The organism is Nocardioides immobilis (assembly GCF_003515065.1).
GTDB lineage: Bacteria > Actinomycetota > Actinomycetes > Propionibacteriales > Nocardioidaceae > Nocardioides > Nocardioides immobilis.
In genome coordinates this window covers 165,866-186,299 of sequence record NZ_QXGH01000011.1, presented here as the reverse complement: position 1 = coordinate 186,299, position 20,434 = coordinate 165,866, and the positions used below count along the sequence as shown (strand labels likewise).

Below are 20,434 nucleotides of genomic sequence, written 5' to 3'. Positions count from 1 at the left end.
GCGGTGCCAGGTGTGCGCAACGCTGACATTTCGTAGGACCAAGGTTGAGACTTCGCGCGACCAAGAGTGACACTTCGCGCGACCAAGAGTGACACTTCGCGGGGGTCAGCGACGGGTGGCGATCACGACCGAGGAGTCGGGGGCGACCATGATCTCGACGGCGGTGAACCGGTCGTCGGTGAGCCATTGCTCGCGCAGGGTGTCGACGCGACCGCCGAACAGCGGCGGCCACTGCTCGCACGGCCAGAAGTCGTCGAGGACCACGATCCCGCCCGGCTCGACCAGGTCGGCGAGCGCGTCGACTCCGACCTCGCTCGGCTGCTCGGAGTCGAGGAACAGCAGCGAGTAGGGGCCCTTGTCCATCAGCGTCGACCAGTCGGCGGTGAGTACGTCGACGAGCGGGTCGTCGGTGAAGATCTCCGCGGCCGCGCGCGCCAGCTTGGGGTCGAGCTCGGCAGTGAGGATCCGGGCCTGGGTGTCACGGACGCCCGACCGCAGCCACGCGGTGCCGACCCCGCAGCCGGTGCCGAACTCGGCCATGATCCCGGAGCGCGTCGCCGCCAGCGTCGCCAGCAGACGGCCGGTCTCGTTGCGGCAGAACGACACGTAGCCCGCGCGGCGACAGACGTCGAACGCACGGAGGACCACGTCGGGGAGGTCAGGGGGCGCGCTCATGGAACGAGTCTTTCATTCTGGAATGGCCGTCTCGGGATCCGAACAAGGCGTGGAAATGGAAGGACAGATCGCCGCGGACGTCGTACCCTCGACTCACCATGCGGCAGTTCTTCGTACTTATCGAGCGCCGCGGCGGGGCCTGAGAGAGGCCACCTCGCCGCGGTGTCTGCGGCGTGCATCCATCGCCTGCGATGGCTTCTCACTCACACTGACGAGAAGCCCTTGCGCGAAAGGCGACATGACCATGTACGACATGTATCCCGACTGGGGTCCGGCCAAGCACGACCCGGACCACCCGCTGAACCACGGCCAGCACCGGTACGACGACTCGCTGCAGTCGGCGTTCAACCGTCCGGCAGGGACTGCCCTGCGAGACGACGACGACCTGCGTCCTGACGACAACTAACGTCTTCGCCCGTGACCGCCAACCACGCAGCCCCCACCCAGTCCACAGCCGCGCCCGTCGACGGGAGCGTGGCTCTCGCTGTCGTCCCCGGTGACGGCATCGGGCCCGAGGTGACGGCCGAGGCGCTGAAGGTGCTGGAGGTCGCTGCCCCGGCAGGGGTGAAGTTCGAACAGACCCGCTACGACCTGGGCGCCGAGCGGTACCTCGCCACCCATGAGGTGCTGCCCGACTCCGTGCTCGCCGAGATCCGGCAGCACGACGCGATCCTGCTCGGAGCGGTCGGCGGCAAGCCGAACGACCCGAACCTGCCGCCGGGGATCCTCGAGCGCGGGCTGCTGCTGCGGCTGCGCTTCGAGCTCGACCACTACGTCAACCTCCGTCCGTCGCGGATCTACCCGGGTGCGGTCTCGCCGCTCTCCGACGCGGTCCTCGGCAAGGGCGAGGTGGACTTCGTGGTCGTCCGCGAGGGCACCGAGGGTCCCTACACCGGCAACGGCGGCGCACTGAGGGTCGGCACCCCGGCCGAGGTCGCCACGGAGGTGTCGGTCAACACGGCGTACGGCGTCGAGCGGGTCATCCGCGACGCCTTCGCCCGTGCGCAGCGCCGGCCCCGCAAGAAGCTCACCCTGGTCCACAAGACCAATGTGCTCGTCAACGCGGGATCGCTGTGGTGGCGACTGTTCGAGGAGGTGGCGGCGGAGTTCCCGGACGTCACCACCGACTACTGCCACATCGACGCGGTCATGATCTTCCTCGCGACGGACCCGCAGCGGTTCGACGTGATCGTCACCGACAACCTGTTCGGCGACATCGTCACCGACCTCGCGGCCGCGATCACCGGCGGCATCGGTCTCGCGGCCTCGGGCAACGTCAACCCGGACCGCACTGCGCCGTCGATGTTCGAGCCCGTGCACGGCTCGGCCCCCGACATCGCCGGCCAGCTGATCGCCGACCCGACCGCCGCGATCCTCAGCGGCGCGCTGCTGCTCGACCACCTCGGCCACCCCGAGGCCGCGGCCCGGATCGAGACCGCCGTGATCGAGGATCTCGCCGCCCGGACGCCGGGTGCGAAGCGGTCGACGCCCGAGGTGGGCGACGCGATCGCAGCCCGAGTAGCCGGATAGTCGGACCGGCTGCACGCCGGTCAGAAGGACAACTTTCGCAACTACTAGGAAGTACGACTAAATTGTCCGGCATGCAGATCAGCTCCACGCTCACGTCGACCCCGACCGACGACGCGCGACTCGCAGAGATCCTGGCGAACCCCGGTTTCGGCACGAACTTCACCGACCACATGTTCACGGTCGAGTGGACGCCGGCCGACGGCTGGCACGCCGCGCGGATCACGCCGTACGGCCCGATCACGCTCGACCCCGCGGCCGCGGTCCTGCACTACGCGCAGGAGATCTTCGAGGGCATGAAGGCCTACCGGCACGCGGACGACTCGGTGTGGATGTTCCGGCCCGAGGCCAACGCCGAGCGGATGGTCCGCTCCTGCCACCGGCTCGCGCTGCCGGTGCTCGAGGTGCCCGACTTCGTCCAGGCGGTCTCCGCGCTCGTCGAGGTCGACCAGCGCTGGGTGCCGGGCAACGACGGCGCCGGCGAGAAGAGCCTCTACGTCCGGCCCTTCATGTTCGCCTCGGAGAAGTTCCTCGGCGTCCGGCCTGCCGAGCACGTCACCTTCATGGTGATCGCCAGCCCCGCGGGTGCCTACTTCAAGGGCGGCGCCAAGCCGGTGAACCTCTGGCTCACCGAGGAGTACACCCGCGCGGGACGCGGCGGCATGGGCGCGGCCAAGACCGGCGGCAACTACGCCAGCTCGCTGATCGCCCAGCAGGAGGCCTACGCGCACGGCTGCGACCAGGTCGTGTTCCTCGACGCCCAGGAGGGCAAGTACGTCGAGGAGCTCGGCGGCATGAACATGTACTTCGTCTACGACGACGGCTCCATCGTCACGCCCGAGACGGGCACCATCCTCGAGGGCATCACGCGCGCCAGCGTCATGGAGCTCGCGGGCAAGATGGGCCACCAGGTCACCGAGCGCCGGTTCGGCATCGACGAGTGGCGTCAGGGCGTGGCCGAGGGCCGGATCGTCGAGATCTTCGCCTGCGGCACCGCCGCCGTGGTGACTCCGGTCGGCGAGTTGAGGACCAAGGACGGGGTTACGCCGGCGCCGGCGAGCACCGAGCTGACGATGAAGATCCGCGACGCGCTGGTCGACGTGCAGTTCGGCAGGGCCGACGACACGTTCGGCTGGATGCACCGCGTGGTCTAGGACCGCTTCCCGGGCTTGCGAGCCGTCTGCGCACTCGCGCCCGCGCGACGGTAGATCGCGTTGCACAGCCGCGCCATCCGGGGCTGCGCCGCAAGCTCGGCGCTCGCGAAGACCACGTTGTACTGGTGCGGACGCTGGTTGTCGCGGAGCACCGGCACGAGCCCGCAGTCGCCGAAGAACCTGGCGACGTCGTCGTCGAGCCACTGGCCGTCCCAGAGCGGCTCGCTCTCGACCTCGATGTAGACCAGCGACGCACGCGACAGCACCTTCGCGCCGGACGACAGGACCGGACCCGAGGCGCCCTCGACGTCGATCCACGCGACGACCACGTCGTCGTCGCTCACCTCGAGGAAGCTGTCGAGCGGCGTCGACGGCACCGTGACGGTCTCCACCTCCTCGGCGAGCACGTGGCTCGCGATGCTCGCCATCCGATTGGTCCGCGGCTTCTTGTAGCGGCGGCCCTTGGCCTCGTTGTGGAACTCGCGGGGGATGCCGAGCTCGACCGGGCCGTCGGTCTGGGAGATCGCGAGGTGGAGGTACTCGACGCCGCTGTCGGCGTGGGACTCGGCGTACTTCTCGTGGACGTGCGGGTTCGCCTCGAACGCGATGGCCCGTGCGGTCGGCACGTCGGCCTTGATCCAACGGCTGAACCGGGCCTCGTGCGCTCCGATCTCGAGGCTGACGGTGGGCTCGAGCTCGCGGCACAGGTCACGGAACGTGCTCTCGACGCGCTCGCCGACGACGTCCCGTGGCAGCTTCCGGGCGCGGAGAGCCAGCAAATTGGCGAAGTAGCGGTAGCCCGCGGCGCGGGCGTCTGCGGGTGCGTTGGACAAGAGAGATCGCCTTCCGGAGCGGTCGAGCAACGGGGGTCAACGTACCCCGAACGGCTGGGGCGGTCGCGAACGCCGTCGCGCCTGGGCGTCGGACGGCTTGCTGCTGGGTAGCCTCGTTCCGTGACGACCCAACCGCAGGGCGAGTCGCCCACGCGGGTGGGCGACTACACGTTGCTGGCCCGCCTCGGGGAGGGCGGCATGGGCATCGTCCACCTCGCGCGCAGCTCCGACGGCCGCCGGGTGGCGCTGAAGGTGCTGCGGCCGCACATCGTGGGTGACGAGGAGGCCCGGGCCCGGCTCGCGCGCGAGGTCAGCACGCTGACCCGGGTGCGCAGCCCGTGGATCGCCGAGTTCCTCGACGCCGACCCGTGGGCCGACGTGCCGTACGTCGTGACCCGCTACGTGCCGGGCCTGTCGTTGCACGACCACGTCGTCGAGGAGGGCCCGGTCGAGGACCGCGACCTGCTCTGGCTCGCCGGCTGCCTGGCCGAGGGCATCGCCGCGGTCCACCACGCCGGCGTGCTCCACCGCGACATCAAGCCGTCGAACGTGCTGATGGAGGGCCGGACCCCGATCCTCATCGACTTCGGCCTCGCCCGGGTCGCCGACGACCCGCGGCTCACCCAGACCGGCTGGCTGCTCGGCACCCCCGGCTACCTCGCGCCCGAGATCCTGTACGGCGACGACGCGACCGCCGCTGCCGACGTCCACGCCTGGGCGGCGACCGTCGCGTACGGCGCCACCGCCCGCCCGCCGTACGGCCGCGGCCCGTCGATGGCGATCATGGACCGTGCCCGCCGTGGCGAGCACGACCTCACCGGCATCGAGGGCCCGCTGGCCGCCGTCCTGGACGCCGCGCTCAACCCGGACCCGCTGGCCCGGCCGTCCCTCAACGAGCTGCTCGCGTGGCTGCGGCCGTTGAGCACGCAGCCGTCGGCGCCTCCGGTACCGCCCCCGGTCGAGGGCGGTGTGGTCGAGGACGACGAGTTCACGCTCCCCGTCGCGCTGGCGAACGGTGGCAACGCACCTCAGCCGCCGGCCGAGCACACGGCCGGCACGATCCCCGAGCCGCGTCCGGTGACCCGGATGCTGACGAACCCGATCGCTCCCGCCCCGGTGCAGCCCGCGCCCGCTCCGCCGACCATCGCGCCGCCCGCCTGGCCGGCGCACGCGGCGGCCGTCGCGCAGTGGGAGCAGGAGTGGGACGCCCGGCTGCTGGGCCCGCCGAAGGTGCCCTTCGGCGAGCGCTTCCGGCGCGGGGCCGCGGTCGCCTGCGGGGGAGCCGCGCTCGGCGCGGCGACCGCGCTTGCGCCGTACGTCACGACCGCCGCGGTGCTGCTCGGCGTGTGGCTGCTGCGCACCGGCTCGCTGGCGGCCTCGGCCGGCGCGGATCGCCGTACAGCCCGTGGCGCCAAGTGGTACGACGCCCCGCAGGTCGCGCTCACCACCCCCTGGCACTCGCTCCGCGCCATCACCGGCACCGTCGTGCTGGTGCTCTGGAGCCTCGGGCTCGCCCTCGCCGCCGGGCTGCTCTGCTACGCCGCTGCGGTCGACGGCGCGGCGACGCTGTTCACCGCGGGCACCACCCTCGGCATCGCGCTGTGGTCCGGACCGGGCGCCAGCCGGTTCCGGTCGCCGCTCTCGCGGATCGTCTATCCCCTCACCGCCCGGTGGAGCCGCTGGCTCCCGCTGTGCGCCGTCCTGCTCATGGTGGCGGCCGTGCTGGGCCTGGTCGTCGCGAGCCAGGGCGTCAGCTGGTGGCCGGGCTCCGGCCCGCCGTTTGGGATCTGATGGCCGGTCCGCCCCGCTGTGGCAGACTGGAGGGGTGCAGCACCGCACCCGCATCATCATTAGCTAGCGCGTCGAGACCCTCGACGCGCCAACCTCTCGTTGTCCGAGAGGTTTTTCTTTTGCTCTGACGCGATCCCCGAAACCGAGAGACACCGATGAACCAGCCAGCCGACGCGCTCGATCTCCACGGCGCGTTCCACGTCTACGACACCACCCTGCGCGACGGCATGCAGCAGGAGGGCCTCAACCCGACGGTGGCGGACAAGTTGACGATCGCGCGGCAGCTCGACGGGCTGGGCGTCGGCTACATCGAGGGCGGCTGGCCGGGCGCCAACCCCAAGGACACCGAGTTCTTCCGCCGGGCGGCGACCGAGCTGGACCTGCAGCACGCGCGGCTCGCGGCGTTCGGCGCCACCCGCCGTGCCGGGGTCAAGGCGGCCGACGACCCGCTGGTCGCGGCGCTGCGCGACAGCGGCGCCGGCGTCGTCACGCTCGTCGCGAAGTCGCACGCCGGCCACGTCGAGAAGGCGCTGCGCACCACGCTCGCGGAGAACCTGGCGATGGTGCGCGACACCGTCAGCCACCTGCGGGCCGAGGGTCAGCAGGTCTTCCTCGACGCCGAGCACTTCTTCGACGGCTACCGCCTCGACCGGGCCTACGCGCTCGAGGTGCTGAGGACGGCGTACGACGCCGGGGCCGATGTCATCGCGCTCTGCGACACCAACGGCGGCATGCTCCCGGGGTGGGTCGCCGACGTCGTCCACGACGTCGTGCAGACGACCGGCGTTCGGGTCGGCATCCACTGTCACAACGACACCGGCTGTGCCGTCGCCAACACGCTCGCCGCCGTCGAGGCCGGCGCGACCCACGTCCAGGGCTGCATCAACGGCTACGGCGAGCGCACGGGCAACGCCGACCTCGTCAACGTGGTCGCCAACCTCGAGCTCAAGCTGGACCGGAAGGTGCTGCCGCCCGGTCTGCTGGCGGAGGCCACCCGGATCGCCCACGCGGTCGCCGAGGTCACCAACGTGCCGCCGGCCTCGCGGCAGCCGTACGTCGGTGTCTCGGCGTTCGCGCACAAGGCCGGCCTGCACGCGAGCGCCATCAAGATCGACCCCGACCTCTACCAGCACATGGACCCGGCCGGGGTCGGCAACGACATGCGACTGCTGGTCTCGGAGATGGCCGGCCGAGCCTCGATCGAGCTCAAGGGCAAGGAGCTCGGCTTCGACCTCTCCGAGCACCCCGAGGTCGTCACCCGGGTCACGGCGCGGGTCAAGGAGATGGAGTCCGGCGGCTACACGTTCGAGGCCGCCGACGCCTCGTTCGAGCTGCTCCTGATCGAGGAGGTCGAGGGCAGGCGCCCGTCGTACTTCGACGTCGAGTCGTGGCGCATCATCAGCGAGACGCTCACCCGCCCCTATCGACCGGGGCCGGGCGAGGAGACCGTCACTCAGTCGACAGAGGCCACCGTGAAGCTGCGGGCCGCCGGCGTGCGCTACGTGGTGACGGGCGAGGGCAACGGGCCCGTCAACGCGCTCGACCAGGCGCTGCGCACCGCGATCGTGCAGGCCTACCCGGCGATCGCGAAGTTCGAGCTGATCGACTTCAAGGTGCGGATCCTCGACCAGGGCCACGGCACCGACGCGATCACACGAGTGCTCATCGAGACCAGCGACGGCGAGTCGTCGTGGGTCACCGTCGGCGTCGGCGCCAACGTGATCGAGGCCTCGTGGGAGGCGCTGGTCGACGGTCTCACCTACGGACTGGTGCGCCACCACGTCGAGTGACGCTGGGCCCTCCCGGCGCTAGCGGCAGCCGACCGCCAGGGTCTGCACCCGCTCGATGAGGGCTGGGTCGGGCTCGGCGGTGTTCAGCTCCTCCAGGTCATCGATCGTGAACGCGCGGACCACCTCGCTCGCGAAACACCTCGCCTGATCCTCGGTCGCGCCCTGCTGCATGCCCTGGGTCGCGAGCGTGGTGCGTCCGACCGCGAGCTCCAGCGCGGCCTGTGAGCCGCCGTTGCCACCGACCGCCTCGCGCCCCGGGTCGCAGGACTCGAACCGGAGCCCGTCCTCATGGTCGCGCACGCTCGCGATGCCGCTCGGGCCGTCGGCGATCCACTGCTTCAGGGCGCCGCGCAGCTCGGCGACATCCCGCTGGGTGTCGCCGCGGTAGTCGACCCGGATGCAGCTCCGCTTGTCGCGCTCGAACGCGACGTACTGGTCGCCTCCCCACCCGTCGGCCGCTTTCAGGGCCTGCTGGACGTCGATCCGCTCGGCGAGCACGAACAGCAGGCTGGGAGAGCCGAAGGTGCCGTCGTCGAACTCGTCCTCGCCCTCCTTGAGGTCGGGCTTGTCCACCGAGATCGCGTCCTGGTCGCCGTCGATCAGGGTCCAGGGGTCGAGCAGGTGCTCCTCGGTGACGGGCGGGTCCTCGAAGAGCTCGTCGACCGCCTCGTCGCCGTCGATCTCGGTGGCGAGGGCCAGCAGCGCCTCCCCGAAGGCGTACGACGACCCGAGCTGGGTGCGCAGGAAGGGCGGCACGTCCTTCAGCTTCTTCCGGACGCCCTTGCCCTGCTTCTCCTCGTCCTTGTCGAGCGCCTTCTTCTCCTTGGCGCTCAGGTCGGCGACCCAGGCGGTCTCGATCCGGTTGGCGTCGCCCTCGACCAGCGCGTCCCATGCCGCCGTCGCGCTCGAGTCGACGGCCTCCTCGAGCTCCTTGTCCTTCTCCTCCAGGTCGAAGTGCTGGTCCTGGAGCACGTGCGTCAGCTCGTGGACGAGGGTGGCCTCGACGGTGGGCGTCAGCTCCTCGCCGCGCATCCGGATTCGCTCGTCCTCCGGGTCGTAGAGGCCGATGATCCCGCCGCCGGTGAGGTCGTTGGCCGCGTCGAACAGGTCGACGTCGTGGTCGATGAGGCCGAGCGCGCGCATCAAGCCGGTGACCTGCTCGATCTCCTCCTTGTCCTCGTCGGTCAGGTCCGACTCCTCCGAGGTGACCTCCTTCTCGAAGGCCTCCTCCGAGAGGAAGTCGATGTAGACGGGGTGCTCGAACTCGAGTCCGCGCTCGTCCTCGACGAACTCGACCAGGTCGTCGACCCGGGAGTCCCACTCGTCGGGGTAGTCGGGGCCGCGGTTGAGCCACCAGTAGCCACCGGCGACGGCGGCGCCGACGACGAGGACGAGGGCCAGCAGGAACACCAAGGGTCGCTTGATCACGGCAGCCGCATCGCCTCGAGGAGGCCGGCCCGCGGCTGGAACGTGAGGGGAAGGGTCAGCCGGGCAGACCGGTGGTGTCCGAGGCGCACGGCGCGACGCTACGTCACACCTACCACTCTGCGAGCCAAATCCGACCAACCGGCGACGAGTCGGCCCATCGGCACGTGGGCGCGGTCGACCTGCTCGCGCAGCACGATGATCTCCAGCGGCGCGACGAGGGCCGTGGCGAGGTAGGAGAGGTCGCCCTCGACCTGGAGCTCGCTCAGCAGGTAACGCACGTGCATCGTCGTGAACGAGAGGGCCCCGACGCTGCGTGCGCCGGGGTTGCCGGCCGCCTCGATCAGCTCCGCGTGCCGCAGGTTGAGCAGCATCCGGGACTCGCCGAACGCCAGTAGCCGCTCGAACGGCGGCGCACCCGGGCCCAGGGGCGGCGGGCCGCTCATCACGGCCGCCTGCCACTCCGTCTCGGAGTGGTTGAGGACGGCGCCCATCAGTCCCTCGCGGCTGCCGAACCGGCGAAAGACGGTGCCCTTGCCGACCCCGGCCCGGCAGGCCAGCGCGTCCATCGTCACCCCGCGGACCCCGACCTCCTCGACCAGGGCGGTGGCGGCCGTCATCAGCGCCTCACGGTTGCGGGCCGCGTCGCGGCGCTCGGGAGCGGGGGACGTGAGCAGGGGGAGCGGCTTGGACATGGCGGTCGTCACTCTAGGACGATCGACCGACAGGACGCGCGAGAATTTTCGGATCCGGCGGAATAGAAGCGGACTGTGGTCCGTTTCGACAGCATGACTGACACCACCCGCGTTCTCGTCCTCGTCGGCAGCCTCCGCGCCGACTCCCACAACCGCAAGATCGCCGAGGCGATCCGGGCGCAGGCCCCCGCCGGCGTGACCGTCGACATCGCCGACGGGCTCGGCGAGCTCCCGTTCTACAACGAGGACATCGACGGCGAGCAGGCGCCGGAGGCCGTCGTCCGGCTCCGCGCGCAGGTCGCCGCGGCCGACCGGCTCCTCGTCGTGACGCCCGAGTACAACGGCACCATGCCCGCCGTCCTCAACAACGCCATCGACTGGGCCTCCCGCCCGTTCGGCGAGGGCGCCATCAAGGACAAGCCGCTCGCCGTCGTCGGCACCGCCGTCGGCCAGTACGGCGGCCAGTGGGCCCACGACGACACCCGCAAGTCCGCGCGCGTGGCCGGTGCTGCCGTCGTCGACGACATCACGCTCTCGCACGCCTACGCCTGGGGCGCCGACCCGTCCGCCGACGCCGAGACCGTCGAGAAGTTCCTGGCCGCGGTGACCGACCTCGCGTCGTACGACGCCGCCACGGTCGCGGCCTGATCGCTGCCGCTACGTTGGGCGTGTGGCAGAGCTGCACGAACTCAGCGCCCTCGAGCAGGGTGAACTGGTCCGATCGGGCGGGATCAGCGCCGTCGAGCTGACCGACCACTACCTGGAACGAATCGAACGCGCCGGCCGTGAAGCAGGGGACTTCGTGGCCGGCGCGTTCGCGTTCCTGGACCCGGACTCCGCCCGCCGCCGCGCCCGCGAGGTGGCGGCCGTCGGGCCGGTCGGGGACGGCGCGTCGCCGCTGGCCGGCGTACCGACCGCGATCAAGGACCTCAACCTGACGGCTGGCGTCCCGACGGAGTTCGGCTCACCGGCGTTCGCCGGCTACGTGCCGGAAGTGTCCGACGCGGTCACGCTCGCGATCGAGGCGGCCGGGCTGGTGAGCGTGGGCAAGACGAGCACGCCGGAGTTCGGGTCGCCCTGCTACACCGAGCCTGAGGGCCGGCCTCCTGCGGTGACTCCCTGGGACACGACCCGGATGGCCGGCGGATCCTCGGGCGGGGCGGCCGCCGCGGTCGCGGCCGGCCTCGTGTCCGTCGCCCAGGGCTCCGACGGCGGCGGCTCGATCCGGATCCCGGCATCGTGCTGCGGCCTGGTCGGGCTGAAGCCGACCCGTGGCCGGATCAGCGGCTTCCCCCTGTACGGCGACCCCGTCGGCCTCGCCACGTCGGGCTCGATCGCGCGGACCGTCGGCGACGCCGCCGCCCTGCTCGACGTGCTCGCGGGGCGCCGGGCGAGCGATCCGTACTGGACGCCCGAGCCGACCGGCACGTTCCTCGACGCCACCCGGCGCGAGCCGGGCCGGCTGCGCATCGCCCGGTTCGTCCAGCCGGTGATCGCCGACGTCGAGGTGAGCGCCGAGAGCCGGCAGGCCTACGACGAAGCCTCGCGGCTGCTCGCCGGTCTCGGCCACAGCATCGAGGACATGGCCGTGCCGCTCCCGTCCGAGGCGGTGGGCACCTTCGAGACGTGCTGGGCGGTCCTCACAGCGTTGTCGGTGACGCCGCTCCCGCCCGAGCGGCGCGCGCTGCTCCGCCCGCTCACCCGCTGGCTGGGGGAGCGGGGCGAGGCGGTCAGCGGCCCCGAGTTCGGGCTGGCCATCGGCCGGCTCCGGCAGTACGCCGCCGCCGCGTTGATCGCGCTGGCGCCGTACGACGCCGTGCTGACGCCGACCCTCGCCACCCCGCCGCTGCCGGTCGGTGCGATCCGCGACGACGCCGATCCGGCCGCGGACTTCGAGGCGCAGAAGCGGTTCACGCCGTGGACCTCGGCCTGGAACGTCACGGGCATGCCGGCCATCTCGCTGCCGCTGCACTGGACGGCCGACGGACTCCCGGTCGGCGTCATGCTCGCCGGGCGACCGGCCGAGGAGGAGACGCTGCTGTCGCTCGCCGCCCAGGTCGAGGCGGCCGCGCCGTGGCACGACCGCCGTCCGCCTCTCTGGTGACCCCTGGCGATCCGTGGCGGGTCAAATCGGCGCGTGGGCGAACCAGCCGGGCGCCTCAGCGAGGAACTCCTCCAGGGCGAGAGCGCCTGCGCCTTCAGGGAGTACGGCGAGCACGGGGAGCCCGGTCACTCGCGGCAGGTCGTCGAGGTTGCACGTCTCCGCGAGACCGGGCTCGACCGGCCAGGACCCGATGACGAGCCCGGCCGGCTCCAGCCCGCGCGCGCGGAGCGCGCCGACGGTGAGCTCGGTGTGGTTGAGCGTGCCGAGGCCGGCCGAGCAGACGACGACGACCTCGAGCCGGATGTCGGCGGGCAGGGTCTCGGCGAGCCCGGTCGCCAGGTCGAGCAGCGTTCCGCCGTCGGTGTCGAGCCGAACCAGCAGCCCGCCGGCGCCCTCGACGACCACGGTCCCGTGCTGGGCGGCGAGGGCTAGGATCCGCGCGACGTAGTCCGACACCGGTGGGATCTCCACGCCCTGCCGACGCGCGGCGGTGTCGGGTGCGAGCGGGTCGTCGAGCGCGGCGTACTCCTCGACGGCGCGCCCGGTCAGCCGTGCCACGACCTCCGCGTCGCGGTAGGGGTCGACGGCGACGCCGGTCTGCACCGGCTTCACGACCACCACGTCCCCCGTGGCCGTCGCGGCGAGGGCGGCGGTCGCGATCGTCTTGCCCACGCCGGTGTTCGTGCCCGACACGACGACCACGCGGCGGAGCGTCACTGGTGCTCCTTCGCGACGGTCACGAGGACGTCGACCGCACGCTCCCAGTCCGCCTCGGCGATGCCTGCGCTCGCGGTGGCGCGCAGCCGCGAGATGCCGTCGGGCACCGAGGGAGGCCGGAAGCAGCCCACCCGGATGCCCTCGGCGAGGGCCGCGGCCTGGGCGGCGACAGCCGCCCGTGGCGACGGCATCGGGATGGAGAGCACCGCACCGTCCGGCGTGACCACACCGAGCGCGTCGGCCAGCGTCCGCACCCGGTCGCGGACCAGGTCGGACAGCCCGGGCTGCGCGCGCAGGACGCGAAGCGCGGCCAGGGCGGCGGCGGTCGACGCGGGCGCGAGGGCGGTGTCGAAGATGAACGGCCGCGCCCGGTTGACCAGGTGCTCGCGGAGCGCCGGCGGTCCGAGGACCGCGCCACCCTGGCTGCCGAGCGACTTGGAGAGGGTCGCGGTGACGACGACGTGGGGGTGTCCGGCGAGCCCGAGCCGGGTGACCAGGCCGGGGCCGTGCACCCCGAGGCCGTGCGCCTCGTCGACCACGAGCAGGGCGTCGTACGACGCGCACAGCTCGGCCAGCTCCGTCAGCGGAGCCGCGTCGCCGAGGACCGAGTAGACGGACTCGGCGAGCACCAGGGTGCGGTCGCCGTCGCCCGACTCCAGTGCGGTCCGCACCGCGTCGACCTCGCTGTGCGGCACCACGGTGAGCCGGGCCCGCGACAGCCGGGCCGCGTCGACCAGCGAGGCGTGGATGTGGGCGTCGGAGATGACGTGCGCCGTCCGGTCGGCCAGCGCGGTGACCACGGCGAGGTTGGCGGCGTAGCCGGAGGAGAGGACCAGGGCCGACGGCTGCCCGAGGTAGTCGGCGAGCTCGTGCTCGAGCTCGGCGTGCAGGGCCAGCGTGCCGGTCACGAGTCGCGAGGCGCCGGCGCCGCCGCCCCAGGTGAGCGCGGCGTCCGCCGCGGCCTGACGCACGTCCGGGTGTCGGGCGAGCCCGAGATAGTCGTTGCCGGCGAGGTCGACCGTGGGATCGTCCGCTGCTCGCGGGTTCAGGCGGCGGGTGAGGCCGGCCGCCTCACGCGCGGCCGCTTCCGCGGCCAGCCACTCGCTCCAGCTCATCCTGCCTTCACCGCCGCGGTGATGCCGCCGAGCAGGCGGTCGAGCTCGTCGTCGCTGATGACGTACGGCGGCATCGTGTAGATCAGGTCCCGGAAGGGACGCAGCCACACGCCCGCGGCCACCGCGGCGTCGGTCGCGGCGACGACGTCGACCGGGTGGTCGAGCTGGACGACGCCGACCGCGCCGATCGTCCGTACGTCGACCACGTTCGGGTGGCCACGCAACGGCGCCAGGCCGGTCGTGAGCCGCTGGTTGAGGTGGCGGACCCGGTCCTGCCAGTCGCCGGCGAGGAGGAGGTCGATGCTCGCGAGCGCGATGGCGCAGGCGAGCGGGTTGCCCATGTAGGTCGGGCCGTGCATGAGGACGCCGCTCTCGGACGCCGACAGCCCGCGGGCGACCTCGCCGGTGCACAGCACGGCCGCCAGGGTGAGGTAGCCGCCGGTCAGCGCCTTGCCCAGGCACATCACGTCCGGGGTGACGCCGGCGGCATCGGCCGCGAACAGGGCGCCGGTGCGGCCGAAGCCGGTGGCGATCTCGTCGAAGACAAGGACCAGGTCGTGCTCGTCCGCGATCTCGCGGAGGACCTGCAGGCACGCCACGGGGTAGGCGTGCATCCCGCCGGCGCCCTGGAGCAGCGGCTCGACGATGATGCCGGCGAGCTCGTGTGCGTGGGTCGCGGCGAGGCGTCGTACGCCGTCCGCCCACGCCGCGACGCCGTCGTCCAGCGCAGGGGGACGGTCGGCGAAGACGTGCTGGGGGAGGACGCCGGCGAACATCGAGTGCATCCCGCCCACCGGGTCGCACACGCTCATGCAGCCGAACGTGTCGCCGTGGTAGCCGCCCTGGACGGTCAGCAGCCGGGTGCGCTCCGGACGGCCGATGCCGCGCTGGTGCTGGAGCACCATCTTGATCGCGACCTCGACCGAGACCGAGCCGCTGTCAGCGAGGAACACGTGGTCGAGGCCCTCGGGGGTGATCTCGACCAGCCGTTCAGCCAGCCGGATCGCCGGAGCGTGGGTCAGCCCGCCGAACATCACGTGCGCGAACTGGCCCGCCTGCTCGGCCAGCGCGGCGTCGAGCACCGGGTTCCGGTAGCCGTGGATCGCGGCCCACCACGACGACATCCCGTCGACGAGACGCGTGCCGTCGGCCAGCTCGAGCTCGCAGCCGGCCGCACCGGTCACCAGCCGCACCGGCGTCGGCGCGGTCATCGAGGTGTAGGGATGCCAGAGGTGCTCGCGGTCGTACGCGAGCAGAGCTCCCTCGTCGAGGGTCGCCCCCGGCTTCATGCGTTCGCTGCGACCTCGGTGCCGGCGCCGCGGTGGCGGATCGCGGGGTCACGGGTCTCGTCGGTCGTGAACGCGTCCTCGGCGCCGAGGATCACGAAGCCGTTGTCGCGGATCATCTCGATGTCGGCCTTCGCGTCCTGGCCCTCGGAGGTGAGGTAGTCGCCGAGGAAGAGCGAGTTGGCCACCTGCAGCGCCAGCGCCTGCAGTGACCGGAGGTGCATCTCCCGTCCGCCGGCGATGCGGACCTCCTTGTCGGGGCACACGAAGCGCGCCATCGCGAGGATCTTCACGCAGCGGCTGGGGGAGAGCTCCCAGGTGTTCTCGAACGGGGTGCCGTCGAACGGCATCAGGAAGTTCACCGGGATCGAGTCGGAGTCGAGCGCCTTGAGCGCGAACAGCGCCTCGACCAGCTGCTCGTCGGACTCACCGAGGCCGGCGATCAGGCCGGAGCAGGGGGAGAGCCCGGCCGTCTTGGCCTTGCCGATGGTGTCGACGCGGTCGTCGTACGTGTGCGTCTGCACGATCGTGTCGTGGTGCGACTCGGCGGTGTTGATGTTGTGGTTGTAGGCGTCGACGCCGGCGGCCTTGAGCTTCTCCGCCTGGCCGTCCTTGAGCAGGCCGAGGCAGGCACAGACCTCGACGTCCGGGTACTCGTCCTTGAGGGCCTCGGTCATCTCGGTGACCTTGTCGATGTCGCGGTCGGACGGCCCGCGACCGGAGGACACCATGCAGACCCGGGTCGCGCCACCGGCGAGGCCGGCGCCGGCCTGCTTGAGGGTCTCGTCCTTCGACAGCCAGGAGTACTTGAGGATCGGCGCCTGCGAGCCCAGCGCCTGGCTGCAGTAGTTGCAGTTCTCGGGGCACAGGCCGGACTTGAGGTTGACCAGGTAGTTGACCTTGACCGTGTTGCCGAAGTGCTCCCGCCGCAGCCGGCTCGCGGCGGCGACGACGGCCATCAGGTCGGCGTCGTCGGCCTGGAGTACGGCGAGCGCGTCGGCCTCGGTGGCTCCACAGTCGGGGCCGCCCTCGAGGATGCGGGTGGCGATCTGGTCGAACTGCGCGCTCATGGCACTCCTAGACACGGTACGTTGAACCCTAGTTGAACACTGTTCAGGTAAGCACCATAGACGGTCGGGCAGGAGGTGTCACATGGGCTACCACCGTTCGGACGTCGTCGAGCGCGCGATCGGCGTGCTCGACGAGACCGGTCTCGAGGCGCTTTCCATGCGCAGGCTGGCTGCCGACCTCGGTGTGCAGGCCGGTGCGCTCTACCACCACTTCGACAACAAGGCCGCCCTGCTAGCGGCGGTCGCCGACGAGATCCTGCGGCGCGGACGACGGCCGGCGGAGATCGTCGCCTGGGATGCGGAGCTGCACCTGCTCTGCGTGGAGCTGCGCGACGCGATGCGCCGCCATCGGGACGGTGCCGCGCTGATCGCTCAGGTGCACCGGTCGGACGCCGAGGCGCTCGAGCGTCCCCTGCGCTCGGCGCTCGAGCGGGGCGGTGCGGATGACCGGCTCGCGCGCGTCGGCGCGCGCAGCCTGGTGCGGTTCGTGCTCTCCCACGAGGACGACGACGCCGACGACTTCGCGCTGGGCCTCGGGCTGCTCCTCGACGGGCTACGTCAGCGGCTCACGACGTCGGCGTGAAGGTGATGCTCTGGGGCGTCTGCGGGGCGCGGTCGAACTGGTCGGGACGGCAGCCCCAGCAGTTCTGCTGGACGACGACGCGCTGGCCCTCGACGTCGAGGATCCACCAGCGGCCGATGTAGGGGGGCGGTCCGCTGACGGCGGTTTCGCGGTTGCCGGGCAGCTGGACCGCGTCGCCCTCGCACTTCGAGGCGTCATAGCTGCGCGGGATCCGAGCCTCGACGTACATGCCTTCGGCCCCGCCGAGGACGACGGGCTCGGGCGGGGTCGTCTGGTAGAGCGGCAGATTGCTGATCGCCTGGACCAGGTCGTCGACGGTGGGGCCGGCGGGGTCGATGGTCTGGTCGGTGCAGGGGTGACGCGGGACGCCGTACGCGTCGCCGGCGACCTCGGTCTTGACGACGAAGTCCTCGGTGGCGAGGAACAAGCCGTCGTCATGGGCGGAGGTCTCGTCGGGCAGGTCGACCTCGAAGGCGAGGGTGTCGCTGAGCGGGATCCGGTAGCGGCCGGCGTCGACGGAGACCTGGTCCGCGCCCGGCGGGCGCCCCGGCAGGGGCAGCGCGTCCTCGGGGGTGTCGGTGATCGTCGGGGTGGGATCCTCTGCGGGCTGGAGGGTGTCGCGGTCGGTGTCGCCGACCGCCGCGACGCCGATGCCGCCGCCGACCAGGACCAGCGCGGCGAGCACGCCGAACGCCCGGGCACGGCGTTGCCGGCGGCGTGCGGTCCGCGCCAGTGACGCCAGGTCCGGCGGCGCGACCTGGTAGGTCAGCTCCCTGAGCTTCTCCCAGTCAGCCATGGCTCGGCTCCTCCCTCTCCGTCAACAGCTCGCCCAGCCGTTCCCGCCCCCTGCTCAGTCGCGACTTCACGGTGCCGATCGGGACGCCCAGGTCCTCGGCGATCTCGGCGACCGAGAGGTCGGCGAGATGGTGGAGGACCACTACCTCCCGCTGGCTGGGGTCGAGGAGGCTCAGCGCCGTGACCAGCGCGACGTGCTCCGGGCCCACCTCGACGGCGGGCTCGGGTTCGCGGTCCAGGGCCTGGTGACGGCGTACGACGGCGAGGTGGCGCCAGCCTCGGTGCAGCCGCCGGAGGGCCACTGTCCGGATCCAGGCCTCGGGGTTGTTGACCGAGCGAAGCGTTCGGCGCTTCCGGATGGCGGTGATGAAGGCCTCCTGCACTGCGTCCTCCGCGTCGGCGAGGTCGCCGCAGATCGCGTACATCTGGACGACGAGCCGGCGGTACGACGCGGCGTACAGCGCGTTGAGGTCGTCAACCTCGCGGCCGCCGTCCATCACCACGTCCGTCACCTCCGTCACCTCCGTCAACCGTCCCGCATCACGAGGTCGGTGTGAAGGTGATGCTCTGGGGCGTGCGGGGGCCGCGGTCGAACTGGTCGGCGCGACAGCCCCAGCAGTTCTGCTGGACGACGACGCGCTGTCCGTCGACGTCGAGGATCCACCAGCGGCCGATGTAGGGGGGCGGACCGCTGACGGCAGTGTCGGGGTTGCCGGGCAGCTGGAGCGCGTCGCCGCCGCACTGCGAGGCGTCGTAGCGGCGCGGGATCCGGGCCTCGATGTAGGCGCCGTCCGCGCCTCCGAGCTCGACGGCCTCGGGCGGCGTCGTCTCGTAGACCGGCAGGTCGGCGATCGCGCCGAGCAGGTCCTCGACGGTGGAGCCGGCCGGTTCGATGGTCTGGTCGGTGCAGGGGTGACGCGGGACGCCGTACGCGTCGCCGGCGACCTCGGTCTTGACGACGAAGTCCTCGGTGGCGATGAACAGGCCGTCGTCGTGGGCGGTGCTGTCGGCCGGCACGTCGACCTCGAACGCGAGCGTGTCGTTGAGCGGGACGTGGTAGCGGCCGCCGGGGAGACTGACGGACGACTCGCCCGGCTCGCGCTCCGGGAGCGCGAGCACACCGTCGGGGAGGTCGACGTCGTCGGTGGGGGCGGAGCTGTCGTCGGTGGGGACCGAGCTCTCCTCGGTCGCACTGGCGGAGGACGGACTCTCGTCCGCCTTGTCGACACTGTCGGCGCCGCTCTCGGAGCAGGCGCCCAGGAGGGCGGTCACCGCAGCGAGGGCGACCGACGTCCGGAGGGTGATGTTTCGTTGCATGCACCAACGAGGTCCGAACGCGGCGTCGGGTTCCCGGCGCGGTCGAATCTTTACCCTGGGGTCGCTGGTTCGATGACGTTAAGGTCCTGGAAACATCTGGGAGGCACTGTGGACGACATGGCGATGAAACCCGTGACAGTGGTGTTGTTCGGGGCCACGGGTGACCTCTCGCGGCGCAAGCTGCTGCCGGGCCTCCTCCACCTCTTCGAGACCGAGCTGATCCCCGACCTGCAGATCATCGGCACGTCGCTCGACGACCACACGGAGGAGTCGTTCGTCGACTTCGCGCACGAGGCGGTGAAGGAGTTCTCCGGCAACGACGGCGACCTGGACGCCTGGCCGGAGTTCGCGAAGCGGCTGCACTGGGCGCCGGGGGCGGAGGGCCCCGCCGGGCTGCGGTCCGCGGTCGAGAAGGCCGAGGCGGCCTCGGAGGGCGAACGCACCAGGTTGCACTACCTGAGCGTGCCGCCCAAGGCGGCGCTGGCCGTCGTGGCGACACTGCAGGAGGCCGACCTGGCCGCGGGCAGCCGGATCATCATGGAGAAGCCGTTCGGGGTCGACCTTAAGAGCGCGAAGGAGCTCAACGGCAAGCTGCACCGGGTCTTCGACGAGTCGCAGATCTACCGGATCGACCACTTCCTCGGGAAGGAGGCGGCCCAGAACATCCTCGCGTTCCGGTTCGCCAACGGCCTCTTCGAGCCGATCTGGCACCGCAACAACATCGACCACATCCAGATCGACATCCCCGAGGAGCTCGGCCTCGACCAGCGGGCGACGTTCTACGAGTCGACCGGTGCCTACAAGGACATGGTCGTGACGCACCTGTTCCAGGTGCTCGCCTTCATCGCGCTCGAGCCGCCGACCTCGTTGTCGCCGGACGCGATCAACGAGGAGAAGAACAAGGTCTTCCGGTCGCTGTTGCCGATCGATCCGGCTGATGTCGTCCGCGGGCAGTACCAGGGCTACCGCGACATCGAGGGCGTCCCGCACGACTCGGAGACCGAGACGTTCATCGCGCTCAAGTGCTACATCGACAACTGGCGCTGGGCCGGCGTGCCGTTCTACCTGCGCACCGGCAAGCGGATGGCGGAGGGCGCGCGGATCATCTCGATCGCGTTCAAGGAGCCGCCGCGCTCGATGTTCCCGAAGCACTCGGGCGTGGGTGACCACGGACCCGACCACCTCACCTTCGACCTGGCCGACAAGGCGAAGATGTCGCTGTCGTTCTACGGCAAGCGGCCCGGCCCGGGGATGCGGCTGGACAAGCTGTCGATGCAGTTCGCGATGGGCGACACGACCTGGGCAGGCTCGGTCCTCGAGGCCTACGAGCGGCTGATCTACGACGCTGCCCGTGGCGACCAGACCCTCTTCACGTCCGCCGAGGGCATCGAGCGGCTGTGGGAGGTCTCGGCGCAGCTGCTGGAGAACCCGCCGCCCGTGCGGCCGTACCGCCAGGGCAGCTGGGGCCCGAACGCGATCCACCAGCTGATCGCGCCGTACGCCTGGCGACTGCCGTTCGAGCGGGTCTGGCGCGACCCGAACGCGACGGGTGCCTAG

The 20,434-nt window shown here is 71.5% G+C and carries 20 protein-coding genes; 9 read left to right on the top strand and 11 right to left on the bottom strand.

Annotated elements, in window-relative coordinates; genetic code table 11:
- Positions 1–105: 105 nt before the first annotated feature.
- Positions 106–675 carry an O-methyltransferase gene (locus D0Z08_RS06530; protein ID WP_118923857.1) on the bottom strand — a complete coding sequence of 190 codons (570 nt, stop codon included), beginning with the start codon at positions 673–675 and terminating at the stop codon, positions 106–108.
- 238 nt (positions 676–913) lie between these two features.
- On the opposite strand from D0Z08_RS06530, the gene D0Z08_RS31970 reads away from it, so the two are divergent.
- The 3 genes from D0Z08_RS31970 (at position 914) to D0Z08_RS06520 (ending at position 3,356) form a co-directional block, all read left to right on the top strand.
- Positions 914–1,081: a hypothetical protein gene (locus D0Z08_RS31970; RefSeq protein ID WP_182481195.1), complete on the top strand. Its 168-nt coding sequence runs from the start codon at positions 914–916 to the stop codon at positions 1,079–1,081.
- Between the two features lie 68 nt (positions 1,082–1,149).
- A complete protein-coding gene (locus D0Z08_RS06525; RefSeq protein WP_220454091.1) occupies positions 1,150–2,205 on the top strand; it encodes a 3-isopropylmalate dehydrogenase in 1,056 nt (351 codons plus the stop codon).
- Between the two features lie 71 nt (positions 2,206–2,276).
- A complete protein-coding gene (locus tag D0Z08_RS06520) occupies positions 2,277–3,356 on the top strand; it encodes a branched-chain amino acid aminotransferase (RefSeq protein WP_118923853.1) in 1,080 nt (359 codons plus the stop codon).
- On the opposite strand, the gene D0Z08_RS06515 is transcribed toward D0Z08_RS06520, so the two are convergent.
- Positions 3,353–4,189 carry an FkbM family methyltransferase gene (locus tag D0Z08_RS06515; protein WP_182481194.1) on the bottom strand — a complete coding sequence of 279 codons (837 nt, stop codon included), beginning with the start codon at positions 4,187–4,189 and terminating at the stop codon, positions 3,353–3,355. The genes D0Z08_RS06520 and D0Z08_RS06515 overlap by 4 nt on opposite strands.
- 120 nt (positions 4,190–4,309) lie before the next feature.
- On the opposite strand from D0Z08_RS06515, the gene D0Z08_RS06510 reads away from it, so the two are divergent.
- Complete coding sequence (locus D0Z08_RS06510) at positions 4,310–5,980, top strand: serine/threonine-protein kinase (RefSeq protein ID WP_147381343.1); 1,671 nt, start codon at positions 4,310–4,312, stop codon at positions 5,978–5,980.
- Positions 5,981–6,135: 155 nt separating this feature from the next.
- On the top strand, positions 6,136–7,770 hold the full coding sequence (gene cimA, locus D0Z08_RS06505) for a citramalate synthase (RefSeq protein ID WP_118923847.1): 1,635 nt from the start codon (positions 6,136–6,138) through the stop codon (positions 7,768–7,770).
- A gap of 18 nt (positions 7,771–7,788) precedes the next feature.
- Here the strand turns inward: cimA and D0Z08_RS06500 are convergent, their stop codons facing one another.
- Together D0Z08_RS06500 and D0Z08_RS06495 are read right to left on the bottom strand one after the other, a co-directional pair.
- Entirely contained in the window at positions 7,789–9,198 is a 1,410-nt protein-coding gene (locus D0Z08_RS06500) for a hypothetical protein (protein WP_118923845.1), read from the bottom strand.
- 98 nt (positions 9,199–9,296) lie between these two features.
- Positions 9,297–9,890, bottom strand: a complete 594-nt coding sequence (locus tag D0Z08_RS06495; protein WP_118923843.1) for a TetR/AcrR family transcriptional regulator — start codon at positions 9,888–9,890, stop codon at positions 9,297–9,299.
- A gap of 93 nt (positions 9,891–9,983) precedes the next feature.
- Between D0Z08_RS06495 and D0Z08_RS06490 the strand changes: the two genes are divergently transcribed.
- Positions 9,984–10,538: an NAD(P)H-dependent oxidoreductase gene (locus D0Z08_RS06490; RefSeq protein ID WP_118924155.1), complete on the top strand. Its 555-nt coding sequence runs from the start codon at positions 9,984–9,986 to the stop codon at positions 10,536–10,538.
- Between the two features lie 22 nt (positions 10,539–10,560).
- Positions 10,561–11,994 (top strand): amidase, encoded by a 1,434-nt coding sequence (locus tag D0Z08_RS06485; protein ID WP_118923841.1) that lies wholly within the window; start codon positions 10,561–10,563, stop codon positions 11,992–11,994.
- A 21-nt stretch (positions 11,995–12,015) separates the two neighbouring features.
- Here the strand turns inward: D0Z08_RS06485 and bioD are convergent, their stop codons facing one another.
- The 4 genes from bioD to bioB are packed head-to-tail and all read right to left on the bottom strand — an operon-like array spanning position 12,016 to position 16,182.
- Complete coding sequence (gene bioD / locus D0Z08_RS06480) at positions 12,016–12,711, bottom strand: dethiobiotin synthase (protein WP_220454081.1); 696 nt, start codon at positions 12,709–12,711, stop codon at positions 12,016–12,018.
- The gene (locus tag D0Z08_RS06475) at positions 12,708–13,826 is read right to left on the bottom strand and encodes an 8-amino-7-oxononanoate synthase (protein WP_118923839.1); all 1,119 of its coding nucleotides are present in this window, start codon (positions 13,824–13,826) and stop codon (positions 12,708–12,710) included. Before D0Z08_RS06475 ends, bioD begins: the two co-directional genes overlap by 4 nt.
- Positions 13,823–15,115 (bottom strand): adenosylmethionine--8-amino-7-oxononanoate transaminase, encoded by a 1,293-nt coding sequence (locus D0Z08_RS06470; protein ID WP_118923837.1) that lies wholly within the window; start codon positions 15,113–15,115, stop codon positions 13,823–13,825. Before D0Z08_RS06470 ends, D0Z08_RS06475 begins: the two co-directional genes overlap by 4 nt.
- Positions 15,112–16,182 carry a biotin synthase BioB gene (bioB, locus tag D0Z08_RS06465; RefSeq protein ID WP_118923835.1) on the bottom strand — a complete coding sequence of 357 codons (1,071 nt, stop codon included), beginning with the start codon at positions 16,180–16,182 and terminating at the stop codon, positions 15,112–15,114. The genes D0Z08_RS06470 and bioB overlap by 4 nt, the downstream gene beginning before the upstream one ends.
- An 82-nt stretch (positions 16,183–16,264) precedes the next feature.
- Between bioB and D0Z08_RS06460 the strand changes: the two genes are divergently transcribed.
- Entirely contained in the window at positions 16,265–16,765 is a 501-nt protein-coding gene (locus D0Z08_RS06460) for a TetR family transcriptional regulator (RefSeq protein WP_118923833.1), read from the top strand.
- Here D0Z08_RS06460 and D0Z08_RS06455 read toward each other — a convergent pair.
- From D0Z08_RS06455 to D0Z08_RS31965, 3 genes are read right to left on the bottom strand one after another with little or no spacing between them, the layout of a single operon-like run.
- The gene (locus D0Z08_RS06455; RefSeq protein WP_118923831.1) at positions 16,749–17,561 is read right to left on the bottom strand and encodes a hypothetical protein; all 813 of its coding nucleotides are present in this window, start codon (positions 17,559–17,561) and stop codon (positions 16,749–16,751) included. The genes D0Z08_RS06460 and D0Z08_RS06455 overlap by 17 nt on opposite strands.
- On the bottom strand, positions 17,554–18,072 hold the full coding sequence (locus D0Z08_RS06450; RefSeq protein WP_245993715.1) for an RNA polymerase sigma factor: 519 nt from the start codon (positions 18,070–18,072) through the stop codon (positions 17,554–17,556). The genes D0Z08_RS06455 and D0Z08_RS06450 overlap by 8 nt, the downstream gene beginning before the upstream one ends.
- A 28-nt stretch (positions 18,073–18,100) precedes the next feature.
- Positions 18,101–18,877, bottom strand: coding sequence for a hypothetical protein (locus D0Z08_RS31965; RefSeq protein ID WP_182481193.1), 777 nt, complete (start codon positions 18,875–18,877; stop codon positions 18,101–18,103).
- A 117-nt stretch (positions 18,878–18,994) separates the two neighbouring features.
- Here D0Z08_RS31965 and zwf point away from each other — a divergent pair, with 117 nt between their 5' ends.
- A complete protein-coding gene (gene zwf / locus D0Z08_RS06440) occupies positions 18,995–20,434 on the top strand; it encodes a glucose-6-phosphate dehydrogenase (RefSeq protein ID WP_245993713.1) in 1,440 nt (479 codons plus the stop codon).

Bases quoted from the DNA above. Each gene is read 5' to 3' on its own strand.
- D0Z08_RS06530 (WP_118923857.1), bottom strand. From the start codon at position 675: ATGAGCGCGCCCCCTGACCTCCCCGACGTGGTCCTCCGTGCGTTCGAC.
- D0Z08_RS31970 (WP_182481195.1), top strand. From the start codon at position 914: ATGACCATGTACGACATGTATCCCGACTGGGGTCCGGCCAAGCACGAC.
- D0Z08_RS06520 (WP_118923853.1), top strand. From the start codon at position 2,277: ATGCAGATCAGCTCCACGCTCACGTCGACCCCGACCGACGACGCGCGA.
- cimA (WP_118923847.1), top strand. From the start codon at position 6,136: ATGAACCAGCCAGCCGACGCGCTCGATCTCCACGGCGCGTTCCACGTC.
- D0Z08_RS06495 (WP_118923843.1), bottom strand. From the start codon at position 9,890: ATGTCCAAGCCGCTCCCCCTGCTCACGTCCCCCGCTCCCGAGCGCCGC.
- D0Z08_RS06490 (WP_118924155.1), top strand. From the start codon at position 9,984: ATGACTGACACCACCCGCGTTCTCGTCCTCGTCGGCAGCCTCCGCGCC.
- D0Z08_RS06475 (WP_118923839.1), bottom strand. From the start codon at position 13,826: ATGAGCTGGAGCGAGTGGCTGGCCGCGGAAGCGGCCGCGCGTGAGGCG.
- D0Z08_RS06470 (WP_118923837.1), bottom strand. From the start codon at position 15,115: ATGAAGCCGGGGGCGACCCTCGACGAGGGAGCTCTGCTCGCGTACGAC.
- bioB (WP_118923835.1), bottom strand. From the start codon at position 16,182: ATGAGCGCGCAGTTCGACCAGATCGCCACCCGCATCCTCGAGGGCGGC.
- D0Z08_RS06460 (WP_118923833.1), top strand. From the start codon at position 16,265: ATGGGCTACCACCGTTCGGACGTCGTCGAGCGCGCGATCGGCGTGCTC.
- D0Z08_RS06455 (WP_118923831.1), bottom strand. From the start codon at position 17,561: ATGGCTGACTGGGAGAAGCTCAGGGAGCTGACCTACCAGGTCGCGCCG.
- D0Z08_RS31965 (WP_182481193.1), bottom strand. From the start codon at position 18,877: ATGCAACGAAACATCACCCTCCGGACGTCGGTCGCCCTCGCTGCGGTG.
- zwf (WP_245993713.1), top strand. From the start codon at position 18,995: ATGGCGATGAAACCCGTGACAGTGGTGTTGTTCGGGGCCACGGGTGAC.